At 52.9% G+C, this 16,144-nt stretch carries 16 protein-coding genes; 6 read left to right on the top strand and 10 right to left on the bottom strand.

The features are described 5' to 3' along the window. Window positions 1-166: 166 nt before the first annotated feature. Entirely contained in the window at window positions 167-1,330 is a 1,164-nt protein-coding gene (locus tag R6H26_RS00530; RefSeq protein ID WP_404787397.1) for a F420-0:Gamma-glutamyl ligase, read from the bottom strand. A 261-nt stretch (window positions 1,331-1,591) separates the two neighbouring features. Here R6H26_RS00530 and cruF point away from each other — a divergent pair, with 261 nt between their 5' ends. From cruF to rfbC, 4 genes are all read left to right on the top strand, one after another. Then, window positions 1,592-2,536 carry a gamma-carotene 1'-hydroxylase CruF gene (gene cruF / locus R6H26_RS00525; protein WP_404787395.1) on the top strand — a complete coding sequence of 315 codons (945 nt, stop codon included), beginning with the start codon at window positions 1,592-1,594 and terminating at the stop codon, window positions 2,534-2,536. Between the two features lie 8 nt (window positions 2,537-2,544). Continuing rightward, window positions 2,545-3,801: a 2'-O-glycosyltransferase CruG gene (gene cruG, locus R6H26_RS00520; protein WP_404787393.1), complete on the top strand. Its 1,257-nt coding sequence runs from the start codon at window positions 2,545-2,547 to the stop codon at window positions 3,799-3,801. 158 nt (window positions 3,802-3,959) lie between these two features. Beyond that, window positions 3,960-5,030 carry an NAD-dependent epimerase/dehydratase family protein gene (locus R6H26_RS00515; RefSeq protein WP_404787391.1) on the top strand — a complete coding sequence of 357 codons (1,071 nt, stop codon included), beginning with the start codon at window positions 3,960-3,962 and terminating at the stop codon, window positions 5,028-5,030. Window positions 5,031-5,087: 57 nt separating this feature from the next. Further along, on the top strand, window positions 5,088-5,642 hold the full coding sequence (gene rfbC / locus R6H26_RS00510; RefSeq protein WP_404787389.1) for a dTDP-4-dehydrorhamnose 3,5-epimerase: 555 nt from the start codon (window positions 5,088-5,090) through the stop codon (window positions 5,640-5,642). Between the two features lie 51 nt (window positions 5,643-5,693). Here the strand turns inward: rfbC and R6H26_RS00505 are convergent, their stop codons facing one another. Both R6H26_RS00505 and R6H26_RS00500 read right to left on the bottom strand, forming a co-directional pair. Beyond that, a complete protein-coding gene (locus R6H26_RS00505) occupies window positions 5,694-6,320 on the bottom strand; it encodes a hypothetical protein (protein ID WP_404787388.1) in 627 nt (208 codons plus the stop codon). A gap of 128 nt (window positions 6,321-6,448) precedes the next feature. Next, entirely contained in the window at window positions 6,449-7,666 is a 1,218-nt protein-coding gene (locus R6H26_RS00500; RefSeq protein ID WP_404787386.1) for a phosphoglycerate kinase, read from the bottom strand. Window positions 7,667-7,806: 140 nt separating this feature from the next. Between R6H26_RS00500 and R6H26_RS00495 the strand changes: the two genes are divergently transcribed. Further along, the gene (locus R6H26_RS00495) at window positions 7,807-8,211 is read left to right on the top strand and encodes a universal stress protein (RefSeq protein WP_404787385.1); all 405 of its coding nucleotides are present in this window, start codon (window positions 7,807-7,809) and stop codon (window positions 8,209-8,211) included. Between the two features lie 300 nt (window positions 8,212-8,511). Next, window positions 8,512-9,219, top strand: a complete 708-nt coding sequence (locus R6H26_RS00490) for an NADH dehydrogenase subunit K (RefSeq protein ID WP_404787383.1) — start codon at window positions 8,512-8,514, stop codon at window positions 9,217-9,219. Window positions 9,220-9,292: 73 nt separating this feature from the next. Here R6H26_RS00490 and R6H26_RS00485 read toward each other — a convergent pair whose 3' ends face one another. The 7 genes from R6H26_RS00485 to R6H26_RS00455 form a co-directional block, all read right to left on the bottom strand. Then, a complete protein-coding gene (locus R6H26_RS00485) occupies window positions 9,293-10,945 on the bottom strand; it encodes an ABC1 kinase family protein (RefSeq protein WP_404787381.1) in 1,653 nt (550 codons plus the stop codon). A 134-nt stretch (window positions 10,946-11,079) separates the two neighbouring features. Beyond that, window positions 11,080-11,658 (bottom strand): Uma2 family endonuclease, encoded by a 579-nt coding sequence (locus R6H26_RS00480; RefSeq protein WP_404787379.1) that lies wholly within the window; start codon window positions 11,656-11,658, stop codon window positions 11,080-11,082. Between the two features lie 218 nt (window positions 11,659-11,876). After that, window positions 11,877-13,679: a M61 family metallopeptidase gene (locus R6H26_RS00475; protein WP_404787377.1), complete on the bottom strand. Its 1,803-nt coding sequence runs from the start codon at window positions 13,677-13,679 to the stop codon at window positions 11,877-11,879. Between the two features lie 246 nt (window positions 13,680-13,925). Then, complete coding sequence (locus R6H26_RS00470; protein ID WP_404787375.1) at window positions 13,926-14,540, bottom strand: hypothetical protein; 615 nt, start codon at window positions 14,538-14,540, stop codon at window positions 13,926-13,928. A 6-nt stretch (window positions 14,541-14,546) separates the two neighbouring features. Continuing rightward, window positions 14,547-15,161 carry a hypothetical protein gene (locus tag R6H26_RS00465; RefSeq protein ID WP_404787373.1) on the bottom strand — a complete coding sequence of 205 codons (615 nt, stop codon included), beginning with the start codon at window positions 15,159-15,161 and terminating at the stop codon, window positions 14,547-14,549. Window positions 15,162-15,415: 254 nt separating this feature from the next. Then, window positions 15,416-15,649 (bottom strand): hypothetical protein, encoded by a 234-nt coding sequence (locus R6H26_RS00460; RefSeq protein ID WP_404787371.1) that lies wholly within the window; start codon window positions 15,647-15,649, stop codon window positions 15,416-15,418. Next, window positions 15,633-16,121 carry a PIN domain-containing protein gene (locus R6H26_RS00455; RefSeq protein WP_404787369.1) on the bottom strand — a complete coding sequence of 163 codons (489 nt, stop codon included), beginning with the start codon at window positions 16,119-16,121 and terminating at the stop codon, window positions 15,633-15,635. The genes R6H26_RS00460 and R6H26_RS00455 overlap by 17 nt, the downstream gene beginning before the upstream one ends. Window positions 16,122-16,144 lie beyond the last annotated feature (23 nt).

Genomic DNA, 16,144 nt, shown 5'->3' with positions numbered 1-16,144 from the left:
AAGGACAATAGCGTGGGATCGCGCGCAAACGCACCTGTCAAATTGCTGATTCGGGCTTTTAAGTCAAATGAATTGACACTATTCTAGCGATCCTTTGCCCCGAACGGTAGAACCCCCCGCGCTGCGACCCATCGATCGCCCATCTCATTCCCTCCATCTCGACCCGTTAAGATCGAGGGCGCACTAACACGACAGGGGTTTGCTCGTCAGAATTTCCGGCTGGGTTGTCGATCAGCGCTTGTTGTAGGGTTGCCATAGAGACATCGGCAGTGGCCGCAAGTACCTTAACCGCTTTCAGGTCGTTGACATCTACAATCGCCGCAGAGATGCCCGTTTCAGCTTTAATTTCATCCACTACAGCCTGAGCGTTTTCAGGACCCAAAACCACAAACTGATCGTAGGGGGGCAGCGTCCCCGTCACGTCATCCACCAGCCGCGCCTGCTCTCCGGCAAGCTGGTAAAATCCGCCCGGTTTTCCCAAGATTTTCAAGATGGAGCCGCCAACAAACGCAAACAGAACGCGCCACGGTCCCACGACATCGACCAAAGACTGGAGACCGCAGGCTGTCGCCAAGCTCGAAGTCGGCAAAAAGAAATAGCACAGCCGCTTTGCCACCCAACCCGGATGAATGTCCGTCGGGTGGCGGTAGCGGCCTTGAATAATGGCGACAGGCGTTTCTCCAATGGTGACAATATCGCCGGGTTTGGCATGGGGGACCACGTAGCGCCGCACGATGTCCGGACAGGAATCTAGGCGGGTGAGAAGGTGGGTTGGGATGGGTAACACCTCGGATTCCTGAGACGATCGCCAACGCAAGGTCTGCTGGGCATCTGGGTAGGCCAAAGGCAAGACTTCGTGGTGAACTCGAGGAATACGTCCCTTGGGTCCGTAGGTGGTGTAGTCGATGCGCAGCCAAGCCACCCTAAGCGTAGAAAGGTCCGCCCCTTTGAGATCGATATCAATAGAGACTTTTGTTTGCTGGCGTTTTTTGACAATGTAGGCAAACCAATAACCGTCGGCCCTGGCTTCGGCATCGGGATGGCGAGAAGTCAGCCGCATCGACTGCTCTACCCCGTCTAAACTTTCTTTAGACAGCACCACCAGTTCCGCCCGAAGCTCCGGCACCATAACCTCAAGATCGGCTAGGGGGTTGTGGAGCGTCAGTTCGCCGCGCAAAATATAGTGGTGAGGCTGGTCGAAGTCTAGCTTCCATTGGCCGGTAGAAACCTGAAGGGTATTGCCCCGGCCCTTGCGGTAGCGGCTTTCTAGTCCAGCCCAGCCCAGTACAATTGCCAAACCCAAACCAATGCCAATACCCTCAACAATCATTAGCTGCTCTTGCTCCAAACCCAATACAGTGAACGGGATTTAGTCCCTCTAAAATGTTGGCGGTAGTGCTGCGACTGCCCGAGCCAACACTTCGACCGAACCAAAAAGTTGCCCCCATCATGCCACATTTCCCTTTCGCTCCAACCCAAGATGAGCGAGAGGCGCCTATTTAGGGCTTGTTAAGACTACAATCTATAAACATTTGTAAACTATAAAAGTCATCCCTGCACTTTTAATTTTTTTGTCTTTTCAAGGACACATATGAAGCGACTCGTCCTGTTCCAGTGGTTTTTCCTCATTGCCCATATCGTCGCGATGGTCTTTGGCCTAGCGGGTTTAATCCTTGTTTTGCCCCATCCTGAATTTATCGCGACCTTACCGAGCTTTGGTCAAACGCTGTTTCAACTCAGTATGACGGGCGGTGGCGTGGTGTATATCGTGCTGGGCGCGCTAACGGTATTTCTGCACGGCTACTTCAGTTTGGGCTTGCGCTCGACGGCGCTCTTTTTTATCCCTGCGGTGCTGCTGTCTCTGGGAAGCGAACTGCTGGGAACCAGCACGGGATTCCCGTTTGGACATTACGCTTATCTGAATGGATTGGGCTATAAGGTTGCGGGATTAGTCCCGTTTACCATCCCCCTGTCTTGGTTTTATCTCGGGTTTTCAGCTTACTTGCTCGCCTACAGCGGCCTTCGGGTTGCCTTCAGCCGATGGCGCATGGGGGAGTTGAGCCTGCGTCTGCTGGCGGTTGTGACGGGTGCTGTCTTGCTGACGGCTTGGGACTTGGTTTTAGACCCCGCCATGAGTCAAGCTCCTTTCCCCTTCTGGGAGTTTCAAGAAGTCGGCGAATTTTTTGGAATGCCCTATCGGAACTTGGTAGGTTGGGTAGGGACGGGAACGATCTTTATGGGCGTTGCCGCCTTACTGGGTCGGAAGGAGCCTTTAGGGTTGAATCGCGGTCAGCTTGTGGTTCCCCTGTGCGTGTACCTTGCAAATTTCGCGTTTGGTGCGATGATTACGCTGACCCAGCTTGACGAGCGCTTTATGATTCCGACGGCTTTGGGTATCTCGATTGGGGTATTGCCTGCCATCGTTTGCTGGTGGGTGACACCCGCGCGAGGGGCCGTCTCAGAAGCGATGCCGGATCGGTCCGAACCCGCGATCGCCCCAGTGCCTGTTTTGAGCGCTCCGTCGAAACGAGGATGATAGCGCCTTTGACCGTCTCCTATTGGATTGCAGTCCATTGGCTCGTTGCCGATACATTTGCCGCTCGAACAACATCGGACGTTTCTGGCCTTACCGTAGGGTTTAGCGCTGCTGCAACCTTTGCGCTCTTGATGCAGCTACCTGCTGCCGCCCTTCTCCTTGCCCGTCTCCTGCGCGGGCCATTTCGACGCGCGCCCTTGGTTCCCGCAGCGCCCGCACCGGATTTATTGGGGTCGGTCAGCGCTGTCGTGCCCACCTTAAATGAGGCAGCGCGGCTCCAGCCTTGTTTGGAGGGATTAAGCCGCCAGAGCTACGAGCTCCGGGAAGTTTTAGTGGTGGACAGCCGTTCTGAGGATGGAACCCCAGAATTGGTCGAACGAGCCGCGACTCGAGACCCGCGATTTCGAGTCATGACGGACGACCCATTGCCGCAAGGCTGGGTGGGACGACCCTGGGCGCTGCATTCTGGATTCAGCGCTATGGCAGCGCAAAGCGAATGGTTCCTGGGATTGGATGCGGATACTCAGCCCCAGCCCGGACTGGTGGCCAGCCTGGTGCGAGCGGCGATCGCCGATAACTTAGATGCCGTCTCCCTTTCGCCGCAATTTATTCTGAAATATCCCGGCGAAGTTTGGCTTCAACCGGCGCTCTTGATGACCTTGGTGTATCGCTTTGGTCCAGCGGGCGAGTTTAATGCGACGGCGGAGCGCATCATGGCCAACGGTCAATGTTTCCTGTGCCGCCAGTCGCTACTTGAAGGTGTTGGCGGGTTTGCCAGCGCTCGGGATTCGTTCTGCGACGATGTGACCCTGGTGCGTCATTTAGCGGCTAGCGGGGCCAGGGTTGGCTTTTTGGATGGGGCCAAGGTCCTCAAGGTCAGGATGTACGAAGGTGCTACTGAAACTTGGCGAGAATGGGGACGCTCGTTGGATCTAAAAGATGCCAGCTCTCCCGCTCAAACCTATGGCGACCTTTGGTTTCTGGCGGCAGTACAGGGTTTGCCGCTGCCTCTGATGCTATTTTTTTATGGTTGCGGTGCAAATACGCCAATGGTATTGGGCGCGTTGGGCACGAATGTCGCGCTGGTCGCAATTCGGGTGGCATTGCTGTGGGCGATCGCCCCATCCTACGATCTTTCTAAAGCCGAACAGCGATGGTTATTTTGGCTGTCTCCGCTTGCAGATTCTCTGGCAGTGCTGCGGATTGGGTTATCCGCCTTACAACGTCCAACTCAGTGGCGAGGCAGGATTTATTCCCACCGCTAAGGCGAACCTTCCGTCATGTCGCATCGATAAAAACACACCCGACTAAAAAACGCACCCGATCGCCGTATAACTTTTCTCGCTAACTTGCCACTGTGGCTGTCAAGGCTTAATGTATCTAAACAGAAGATTAAATTCGTTGGAGCACGCTTAGACAAGTCATGACCGCAAGTCTTACGAACGAGCTAGCGATAAAACCCAGTTCGCTTTGCTTTGAGAACTGCGTTTTGTTTGGCGGTACAGGATTTATTGGCACTCATTTCGCTCGCTTTCTGCTTACCAATAATCTTGCTAAGACTATTATGCTGGCAGATATCGAGCCGCCGAACAAACCGCTTTGGTCGACGACCGCTCGTGATTTGCTAAGCGACCCGCGCGTGCGCTACGTCCCCATCGATGTTTGCGTTCCGATCGCCCACTCCAATTTGCCCGAACGTGCCGATCTGGTGCTGAATTTTGCGGCCATTCATCGCGAGCCCGGCCACGAAGCCCACGAATACTTCGAAACCAACCTCAACGGTGCGGAAAATGTCTGCCAGTGGGCGGAATCGGTAGGCTGCAATACCATCGTCTTTACCAGCAGTATTTCGCCCTACGGACCCACTGAATCGGAAAAAAACGAGCAGTCTATTCCAGTGCCTGTCACGGCCTACGGTGCTTCTAAACTCGCCGCCGAGAAGATCCATTTAGCTTGGCAGCGGGGAGGGCGCAATCGCAAACTCGTCATTGTCCGTCCCGGCGTTGTTTTCGGTCCTGGCGAGGGCGGCAACGTCAGTCGTCTCGTACGTTCCGTGATTAAAGGTTATTTTTTCTACGCTGGGAATCAAAATACGCGCAAAGCCGGGGGCTACGTTAAAGAACTTTGCAATGCCATCGTGTGGGTACTAAAGTGGCAGCAACAACAACAGCAGAACGTAACGCTGTTTAATTTTTCCGCAGATCCGACCCCCACCCTCGAAGAATACGTCAGCGCCGTTTGTAAAGTCGCAGAGATTCAAAGGACGCCCTTAAAGGTCCCCTACTTGCTCTTGCTGAGCGCGTCTTACCCCATCGCTCAACTGGCGGGTCTCCTGGGTCTAAAACAACCCATCGACCCCGTTCGCATTCGCAAGCTCGTGCGCTCTAATAACATCGTGCCGGACTTTTTGCGGTCCGCTGGCTATCCCTATCAATACACCCTCGAACAGGCATTGGAAGATTGGAGGCAAGAAAAGCCTGAAGACTGGACGTGAGCGCGAGCTTTTAGTTGAGTTTGGACTCCCCAACCTGCCGAATATCAGAGAAGCATCATGCAAATTCTAGAAACTCCCATGCCCGGAGTGCTTCTGATAGAACCGCGTATTTTTAAAGACGATCGCGGGTTCTTTTTTGAGTCCTATCATGAGAAGCGCGCCTGGGATGCGGGCCTGCAAGTCAAGTTCGTGCAGGACAATCACTCTTTTTCTAAGCAAGGGACCCTGAGGGGCCTGCACTACCAGCTCAACAATCCTCAAGGAAAGCTCGTGCGGGTGGTAACGGGCGAAGTGTTCGATGTTGCGGTTGATATTCGTCAAGGTTCTCCGACGTTCGGTCAATGGTATGGCGCTTACCTATCCGCTGAAAACCATCGCCAGCTCTACGTGCCGCCGGGATTTGCCCATGGCTTTTGCGTCCTCAGCGAAACCGCCGATTTCCTGTACAAATGCACGGATTTCTACACTCCTGGGGATGAATATGGAATTCGTTGGGATGATGCGGCAATTGGCATCGATTGGCCGATTGCCGACCCGGTGCTGTCTGAAAAAGATGCGATCGCCCCGCTACTGAGGGATGCGGGCCCTTACTTGCCCATCTATCGAGGCTGATATCGATTTGCGGTCTGGGGCTATAGGGGCAACGCCGCGATCGAGTGTCGTCTAGATCCGCCGCCAGTTGCTTTTATTCCAGTCGTAGAGACCCTGAATTTCTAGCTCTAGACCGTTCTCAAACTGGACGGTACCGTTAATGTGAGTCGGATCGGTTTCGTCTGGGGAGGGCGTGAGGTTGACTAGGGTGCAGACGATCCATTCGGGCTCCTCGCCCAGGTCTTCGGGGATCCACTCCCAGAGGCGGCTGGAGACTTCAAGGCGATCTCCGATTTGCAATTCTGCTGCGACGGAATCGGTATAGGCCGCAATATCTCGAGGTCGAACCCGATCGATCCAGTCAAACCCGTAGCGATCGCGCAGAAACTGGACTTGCCCGGAATCTCGTCCCTGGAGCCAGTCGTTAAAAAGGGTGGTTTTCCAATCCCGACCGTCGCGATCGCACTCGGCAACATAGCCTAGTAGGGTTTGGAGCTGGTCTTCGGTTAAGGCGTCCAGCGGATTTTCGTCCAGATCGACGGCGTCGGGGTCGCTCAGGGCTTTGAGGAGGACGGTCTGCGTCACCTGCTGCAAGATCTGTCGCTGCACGTCGTTGAGGGCCAGACCGGCTGACCCGCACTGGCGAAATGCAGCTTCTAATGCCTGTCCGAGGGCAAGTTTAATGGGGTTGGCTGACATACCCTACCTCTCAAGCTGCCATGGCTCGATTTTATAGAGCGTTGGGTTTATTTATGCCAGATTTTGAGGTGCTAAGTCCTGCCCTGGTGACAAGACTTAGCACAACGTAACGCAGAAGCGCAATCGAGCTACGCTTCGTCTAAAGCCGCAATCCCAGGCAATACCTTACCTTCCAGCAGTTCTAGGCTAGCGCCGCCGCCCGTGGAAATATGGCTCATTCGATCGGCCAATCCCACCTTCTCCACTGCTGCTACGGAATCCCCGCCCCCGATGATGGTGATGGTGCCCTTCCCCGTCAGGGTGGCTAGACTTCGGGCGATCGCCTCGGTGCCCACCGCAAACTTATCGAACTCGAATACGCCCATCGGGCCATTCCAGATGACGCTCTTGACATCCTCTAGGGCGGTTTGGAATTCTTTGACCGAGTCAGGTCCAATATCGAGACCCATCCAGCCATCGGGAATGTTATTGACGCTGACGGTTTGGGCGTTGGCATCGGGGGCAAAGTTATCTGCCACCACCACGTCCGTCGGCAGTAAAAACTGAACGCCTTTTTCCTTGGCCTTCTGCTCTAGGGCGCGAGCGAGATCTAACTTGTCTTCTTCCACGAGGGACTTGCCCACATTCAGACCGCGCGCTTTGTAAAAGGTAAAGATCATGCCGCCGCCCAGGAAGAGTTTATCGACCTTATCGAGCAGCGTTTCAATGACGCCAATTTTGCTAGAGACTTTGGATCCGCCCACGATCGCCGCTAGGGGACGCTGGGGATGTTCGATGGCGTTTTGCAGGTATTGCAGTTCCTTCTCGATCAAATAGCCCGCGACGCAGGGGCTGAGGTAGTGGGTCACGCCTTCCGTCGATGCGTGGGCGCGGTGAGCCGTTCCAAAGGCATCGTTCACGAATAGGTCGGCGTGGGCTGCGAGCTGCTTGGCAAATTCAGGATCGTTGCTCTCTTCGCCGGGGTAGAAGCGCACGTTTTCTAACAATGCCACTTGACCCGACTGCAACGCGCTGGCTTGCGCTGCGGCTTCGGCACCAATACAGTCGCTCACAAACGTCACAGGCGTCCCTAACAGTTCCGAGAGCCGCTGGGCTACGGGAGCGAGGGTATATTTATCCTTACCGTTCTTTTCAACATCTTTGTAGCGACCGAAGTGACTGGCTAGAATTACCTTTGCACCTTTAGAGGCTAGGTCTTTGATAGTCGGAAGTGCTGCTCGGATGCGGGTATCATCGGTGATGGCTCCGGTCTCTTTGTCTAAAGGAACGTTAAAATCAACCCGTACAAACACGCGCTTGTCGGCTAAATCGGCGGATGATAAATTTGCTAGAGTTTTTTTGGACACAGTCTGTCTCTCCTATGTGCGTCTATTAAAGGCCAACCCAGAGCGGGTTATGTCCACCATTACTCCGGCTGCTGAGTCAATATCGATGAACCCCTGCCGTCCACAATTTTACCGGAGTCGGTACCTTGGAGGAGCGTTTCATGTTTAAGACCGTTTTGTTTCCTGTCGATCAGAGTCGAGATTCCCGCGAGGCGGCTGAAACCGTGGCGGAGTTGGTCAAGCTCTGCGGCGCGCAGCTCATCATTCTCTCCGTAGAGGATGATTCCGAAGCAGAAACGATCGCTAGCCCTCGGCTGACACCAGAGGCGATCGACCAGCTTCTAGAATCCGCTAAGACTACGTTTCTAGAATGGGGCATTACGGCCCAGACTATCCATCGCAGCGGCAAAATTGCCTTTACCATCTGCGATGTTGCCGATGAGATGGATGTGGATATTATCATCATGGGCTGTCGCGGCATCGGACTGACTGAAGAGGGGGCCAATGAAAGCGTCAGCAATCGCGTCATTAACCTGTCGCCTTGCCCCGTGCTGATCGTGCCCTAGGCCGTTCGTCAGTTGCGGAACCTGACCTTAATATCCTTTAGAAAAAAACGACCTTATGCTAAAGCTCTACGGCGGCGCGCGAAGTCGGGCTTCGATCGTGCAGTGGTACCTCGAAGAATTGAATGAATCCATCGAGTGCCGGTTGAAACACCTTTGAAGGAGAACAGGTACAGCGCGGGACCTATGTTCTCGCACTCTTATTAGTTAAACTGGAAAAGCATTATTACTGCATTGAAACTTTTTGGGTTAATATTGCTCATCTTTTTATCGCACTGCCGATTCTTCACAGGCAACTTAACTATGAACACCCCCGTCAAGTCCGAAGGTTCAATTATCTACCCCATTTCCAAGCCGGAAGTGCCTCAAGAACTAGCAGAAAGCGTCATCCTTTCTTCGATCAACGACCTCTACGACTGGGCGCGTCTGTCGAGCCTATGGCCACTTCTGTACGGAACGGCTTGCTGCTTTATTGAAGTTGCTGCCATGATTGGGTCGCGATTTGACTTCGATCGCTTTGGCCTCGTGCCGCGCTCTAGCCCCCGCCAGGCCGATCTGATCATTACTGCAGGCACGGTCACCATGAAAATGGCCCCTGCGTTGGTCCGCCTTTACGAGCAAATGCCCGACCCCAAGTATGTCATTGCGATGGGAGCCTGTACGATTACTGGCGGCATGTTCAGCAGCGATTCCCCTACGGCAGTGCGCGGCGTGGACAAGTTGATTCCGGTGGATGTGTATTTACCCGGATGTCCGCCGCGACCGGAGGCCATCATGGATGCGGTGATAAAGCTTCGCAAGAAAATCTCCGACGAAGACATGCGGGAGCGGGGCAAGATGCGTCAAACCCACCGCTACTACAGCACCACCCACACGATGAAGACGGTACCGCCCATTCTCACGGGCGAGTATCTTCGCGCTGAGTCGCGGCAGGCACCACCTAAGGCGTTGGCTGAGGCGTTGGGAGTGCCGCTGCCCGCGCTTAAGGTGGCAGAGAAGGAGAAGGCATAGCATTGGGGTTAGGGGCTTGCGCCCTCTCCGAACGTATGTTGCAGCGCTTCTGCAATTACCGTCGATCTGCGGTCTACTTCAACTGGCCCGATCGCAGAATGCTGATAATCAGCCACAGCCCTAGCACGCTGGCGGCAATAAAAAGCGAATCGCTGATCCATGTAAATCGACTTTCCTGGGTTTGAGCGGTAATGGTGGCGGCTCCCATAATCAGGGCGCCTACTACAATGCTGAAAGACAGTCGATTGGCTGCGGCGTCTAGGGTTCGACGCACGCCATCTATTTCTGGAAGTGAAACCCGCCAGGTGAGGTTTTCTGAAGTAACGCGCTCTAGGATGAGTTCCATTTGGCGGGGGGATTGCAAAGATAAGTTCTTCAGATCTAGGGCCGCACGCAGCATTGCCTGCAAGGGTGCTTCACCCACTAGTTGCTTTTGAAAGAGATCCGTCATGAGGGGCTTGATTTCTTCAAATAGGTTGATATCTGGATCGAAGGAACGGGTTACGCCTTCGAGGTTGGCAAGGGTTTTGGCATACAGCCCCAAGGAACTGGGCAATCGTATTTTGTTATTGCGGGCGACCTGCAAAATTTCGTAGAAAACCTCGCTAAAGTTGATGGCGGATAGGTCGCGGTTGTAGTATTTGCGCAGGAGTCGTTCGTAGTCTTGCTCTAGAACCGGAATATTGACGGGCTGGGTGGATCCCGCTAGCTCTAGGGTGATTTGAGCGCAGCGACGGGAATCAATTTCCACGATCGCCAATAGCATTTCGGTCAGCAAGCGCTGGGTGTTGGGGTCTAAGCGCCCCACCATGCCGCAGTCTAGAAGCGCGAGATGGCCCGACCCAATATAGAAAATATTGCCGGGGTGCGGGTCGGCATGAAAGAAGCCGTCTACGTACACCTGTTGGGCAAAGGCGCGAAACAGCAGCGTCATGAGCGATCGCCTTTCTGTGTGGGTCTTGTCGCCCGCGCTTTCCTCCTCCAGGCGAGCCTCTAACAGAGGGACCCCCTCTAGCCACTCCATCACCAGCAATTTTTCAGAAGTAATCTCCCAGTTAATGGCAGGAATGAGCATTTTAGACGGATCGATCCAGCGGCTTCTGGCAAGGTTGCGTCGCAGTTCGTCGGTAAAACCTGCCTCCCGCTTAAAGTTCAGCTCGTCTTTGAGGGCATCGCAAAATTCAGCAGCCAGGGTTGGGATGGCGTATTCTTGTCCCAAATCTGTTTTACCCGCAAGGCCCGCCAAAAATTGAATGAGCTGAATGTCCTGCTCCACCACGGCGTCAATGCCGGGACGCTGAATTTTTAGGGCCACTTCTCGACCGTCGACGAGGGTGGCTCGATGGACTTGGGCGATGGAACCTGCGGCGATCGCAATGGGCTGCACCTGAGCGAATACTTTCTCTAAAGGTTGTTGGAGCGACTGCTGCAACACGGGTTCGACCGCAGTCCAGGGCACAGCCGGAACGTTGCTCTGGAGCGTGGAAAGTGCGTCAATATAAGCACTGGGCAGCAAATCGGGACGGGTGCTTAAGAGTTGTCCGAGTTTGACGTAGACGGGACCCAGCTCGATCAAGATTTTTCGCAGTACCGCAGGGGTGGGAAACTCCGGTTCGTCGGACTGCCGCCCCATCAAGAGACGGCGCATGTAGCCCCAGCCGTTGCGCAGCACGACTTCAGCAATTTCGCGCTGGCGGGCACCAGTTTGGGTTAAGCCTGATAACATTGCCACACTCCAATGTCCGTCAAGGATTCACGGTTTGTCTCTGCCTAGAGTGTAGCTTAGTGTTCTATTGCGTAAAGGAGCCTGCAAAGTGCTTGACGACTTATTATGCCGCTGCGATCGCCCTCACCGTTTTCTCAATCATTAATGTCAATATTTTCGTAGAGAGCGTTGATTTCGATTTGAGCTTCAAACGTATTCAAGGACAATGTGACATTCGGATCGTCATATTCTGATAGCAGCCATTGATGAGAAGCAGTTTTGACGTAGTGTTCTACATGGATGCTGTACTGATCGATCAGAAGATATTCGCGGAAGCTGTCAATGGTACGGTAAGTCGAAAACTTTTCGCCATGGTCATAATCTTGGGTTGATTTGGATAGCACTTCAGCGATAAAGCAGGGATTTACTACGGTGTCGGTACGTCCTGTTTGAAGCTGTAAAGGCTTTTCGACAACCATGACATCGGGATAGGTGTAAAGACTGCGATCGGGAATCCAAAGCCGTTGATCGGTGGCAAAAATGCGGTAGGGTTTGCCTCGTAAAGCAGATTTGAGCAGGGCTGCAAGATTAATGGCCAATTCATTGTGGTCAGGTGTGCCCCCAGTCATCGGAATAATGGCTCCATTGCGATATTCGCTGCGGGTCTCGGAGGCAAGTTCGAGATCGAGGTACTCATCAGGGGTGTAGATTCGCTGTTCGAGTGCTTGTGTCATGATGAGGTTCGACTCCTAATGTTTCAAAGTGTTGATTCATCACTATCCTAGAATCCGTTTTTTAACCTAACCTGCATTATTCATGACGATTTCGGAAAATCCTCGAAACCTATGCCAATCAAGCAGTCTGGCGACTGGTCTAAAAAACAGTCTTTTTTTTGAGGTTGCCGTTCCATCTGTATTCTGGCGATTGGTGAATAATCCAGGCTAGAGTCTCTTCAACCTACCGCAGTAAGATCTATCTTCAACCACCCCTCAAATAGATTTTGTTGGGTGGCAGTGGGCTGGGCTACAGACTGTAACGTCCAGCGGCTCGGCATCGGTTCGCCCAGCGTTACAGCACATTCCCGCAACACATCCTGATGGAATACCGTAATAGCAATCGTTTCCTTTGGCTGGTAGTGTTGCAATCGGTCATTGAGCTGTTCGGCGGTGACGCGGAAATTGGCGATCGCCAATAATTCATCCCCTGGTTCAATTCCCGCCTGTTCTGCCGGAGAATTGGCTTCCACAAACTTGACGATGGTTGCACCCTGTTCTGTTTTAGCCGTCAAGCCCAGGTAGGGCGCCGGATTTGCAACCTCGGCCTTAAGTGCTAGACCGAAGGGAGCTAGAATTTCATCGAACGGTAGCTCTGCCGTCCCGTCGATATAACTCGCCCAAAAGCGGGTCAGATCGATTTCTGCAACAGATTCAAAGATGGCTTTCAGTCGATCGCGGGTGAAGCCGACTTCTGGCTGCCCGAATTGCTGCCAAAGCTGCCGCATGACATCATCTAGAGAGCGACGGTTTTGATGTTGAGCGCGGATGACTAAATCCAACAGAAAAGATACCAGTTCGCCTTTGAGATAGTAAGAGACTTGAGCGTTGCGGCTGTTGGCATCGGGACGGTAAAGCTTAATCCAAGCATCGAAACTGGATTCGCTGAGGGGCTGTACCTTACGTCCTGGAATAGTTTGAAGCTGCGTGATGGCTTCGCTTACTTTTTTGAGGTAGCATTTAGCATCGTAAATGCCCGCCCTGAAGGGAACGACCAGATCGTAGAAGCTCGTGGTGCCTTCGCAAAACCAGAGCGAGTCGGTGTAATTTTCTCGGTCGTAGTCAAAGACCTCCAGCCCTTTGGGACGAATCCGCTTGACGTTCCAAAGATGGAAAAATTCGTGGGCCACCAGACTCATAAATTTTTGGTAGCTGTCTTCGGAACGCAGGCCAAACCGCGAGTAAATTAAAGAACAAGCCGATTTGTGCTCCAGGCCGCCGTGGCCGTTGGCGCTCAGGTGCAGCAGAAATAGGTAGCGATCGTAGGGCAACCCTTCAAACAGCGCCGCTTCGGTTTCGATAATTTTTTGGGTATCCGCCAGCAATCGCTCGATGTTAAAGTTCCCTTCTCCCCAAATGGCAAACTGATGGGGCTTGCCCAAGACTTCAAAGTCGTAAAGGGCGTGGGTACCGATTTCAAAAGGGCTATCGACCAACTCGTCAAAGGAGGCAGCGATGAAGGTATTGGGTTGAGATGCCGCAGGTAGCGGTGTGGAGACGAGCCAGTTTTGGGGGGCGCAGATGGTAATGGCGATCGCCCTTTCTTCATACTCTGGCACTCGGAAAAACATGGCGGCGGGGTTAAAGTACCCGTGGGTCATATCCAGATGGTTGGTGCGAACGGTGAGTTCGTTGGCAAAAATCCGGTACTGAATGGCGAGGGTTGAATTGCCTTGGGTTTCTACCTGCCAATGATTTTTGCCGACCTTATGCCAAGGCAGTGGCTGTCCTTGTGTGTCCAGCGCCGTAAAGCCCTGAAGGTGTCTCGCGTACTCGCGTACGAGATAAGAACCTGGCGTCCACACCGGAAATTTAAGATCCAGCACCTCGGTCGACCAGTCTTGAACCGCAAAGCTCACCTCAAACAAGTGGTTTGCGGGCTGGGGCATGGCCACAGTGTAGTGGAAGGCGATCTCGGCGCATTCAGCGTCCGCAGCAATAGGTTCAGAAATCGCAGATGTGGAGGAAGGCACTGGCACCATAGGAGACTGTTCCTAAGCGGTTAAGGCATCAATACAACAATTGGGGTCTGAGCTAAATATATCGTCAAGTCGCAACCTTAGGGGGCGATCGAGCGGGGCAGGATAGCGGGGCAGTTTTAAGGAACGACGCTATAAGCGAAACGTTGAAATAAGCCAGGATATCTTGCGAGGCAAAGTTCAGTTTGAAGTAGTTGCAAAGGCGTAGGACCGACCGGACTGGATAATCTGAGTGCTAAGCATGGCATTTTACGGCTCCAAGATTTTGACGAGAATTCGTAACAGATCGTCTAGGTCAGCAGGCACGCGGTAAAGATCGAGGTCTTGGGTTACTTCGCGAGACTGACGATTAAGCTGACCAAACTGCCACACAGTTCCGGTTGAAATTGCACCTTGCAGGACGATTTGCTCTGAATCGATCCATTGGTCGAGGGCAATCAGTTCGATTGCGAGTTGGACAAAGCCCCGTTCTAGATCTTCGTTTTTAGCCTCAATCACGAGAAACGTTTGGTGATTTTGAAGCAGATAATCTAGAGAACCTTTCAGTTGGTTGCTAACGGCAACGGGGTACTCAACGTTGAGCGTGGCCTGGGTGTAGTGCAGCACATCGGTCAACACGGGTGCAATCAGGAATTCTCGCCGCGCCATTTCGCTGGTGAGGCCAAGACGGGGCAGGCTTTCTTCAATCCGAGCTTTGAGGTCTACGAGGCGATCGAGGATGCCGGGATAGCGGGGCAGATTCAAGGAGCGGCGCTGGAGAGAAACATTGAAATACGCCAGGATGTCTTGCGGGGCAAAGTTGAGCTTGAAGTAGTCGGCAAAGGTGTAGGACTGGTCGGGCTGGATAATCTGAGTTCTAGGCATGGCATTTTATGGCTCCAAGATTTTGACGAGAATGCGAATTAGACTTTCTAAATCATCTGGAACCCGGTATAGGGTAAGCCCCTGTTGAATTTGCTTTTGCTCTCGATGCAGAATTCCAAACTGCCAAATATCGCCTGTGGAGACGGCCCCTTGCAGAATCGGCTGTTCGTTATCTGTCCACTTGTCGAGGGCAATGAGTTCGACTGCAAGTTGGGTGAAGCCTTTGGCTAAGTCTGCATTTTTTGCTTCGATGACAAGGAGTTTCCCGACTGAGTAAAGGTAATAGTCGAGGAAGCCTTTGAGTTGTTCGGTGACGGTGAGGGGGTATTCAATGCGGAGCTGGGCGCGGGTGTAATGCACTACGTCTAAGAGAAGGGGAGCGATTAGCAGTTCGCGTCGGGCGGCTTCGCTGGTGAGGCTGATATAGGGGAGGCTTTCTTCAATGCGGGTTCTAAGGTTGTCCAGCCGATCGAGCTGTACGGTAGATTGGGGGAGAGACAGAGGCACTCGTTTTAGGGTATAGCCAAATTCTGCCAAAATGTCTTCTGGCTCGTAGGCCATCTCGAAGTATTGTCTGAAGGTATAGGACTGTCCGGGTTGAAGAATGGCGGGTCTGATCATGGGGGATGGTTCCTATGTTTTCGGAAATCCGGGAATCGCTCGCTCGATCTGCTTGACTGGGGTTCTGGAAGCTTACTTTTCTAGCATAAATTCGCTGAATATCTTGCCAGAACTCGTCTCGTGCGATCGGAGAAAGCCGTTGATGTTGGTCTGCGGTGTAGTTACCGACACCCTAACCTGCTTGTTGCAGAAAAAGGATGGCATCGATCGCCCCCAAAGAATCAACGAGTACTTGGTCTCCTTTTTGTTTGAGTTCAATCGGTATCATAATTTCCATCTCCTTCATTAGTATCAGCTTGGACTTGCCGTTTCTGGATGTCTGCCCAAATATCATCGAGAGTTAGCTCATCGAGCCACTGATGGCGTTCTTTGGTGTAGTCGCCACTGCCATTGTCAAACTGTCGGATGTACCGGATTGCATCCGCATAACCAAGTGCGTCAACGAGTGCCCTGAAACCTTTGCGGTTTAATTCAACTGGGGTCATCATTGTTTTCTCCTTCTAATTCAGTAGTGGTCTCCATGAGCCAAGTGAGAGGATTTTGTACTTGCACGTCTAGCCGATCGGCATGGGTAGCAGCCTTACGTAGCAGTCGATCGTCTGTTGTGATGAAGACATCACCTTTGGCAGCTTCGGCACAGGCAATATGCAGGGCATCAAAAGGTTTGAACCCCAATCTTTGTAGCGCAAACGATCGCTTGATGTGTTCGGGTGTAACCTGTATCTCGATCTTAGCGGCGGCTAATAAGTCTATAACCTGTTGCCTTCTAATGACTTCGGGCGTTTGTGCAATTTCTGATGCAAGCGCTGTGCTAGCGACCATAAGCCAATCACCAGTCTGACAGCGATTGAGGATAGCAATCACGGCTTCGGCTTCTAAGCGAATTCGAGGTTGCGCCCAGTCATCGAAGGGGCGATTGAGACAACAAACATCAAGGTAAATTCTGTACGCTTTTGCCATATCTGTCTTATTCAATGGGCTAA

This window comes from Altericista sp. CCNU0014, assembly GCF_044923475.1.
In the GTDB taxonomy this organism is placed as follows: Bacteria; Cyanobacteriota; Cyanobacteriia; order Thermosynechococcales; family Thermosynechococcaceae; genus JAAURS01.
Note: the sequence above shows the minus strand (reverse complement) of the source record. Positions and strands in the feature narration are given on the sequence as shown.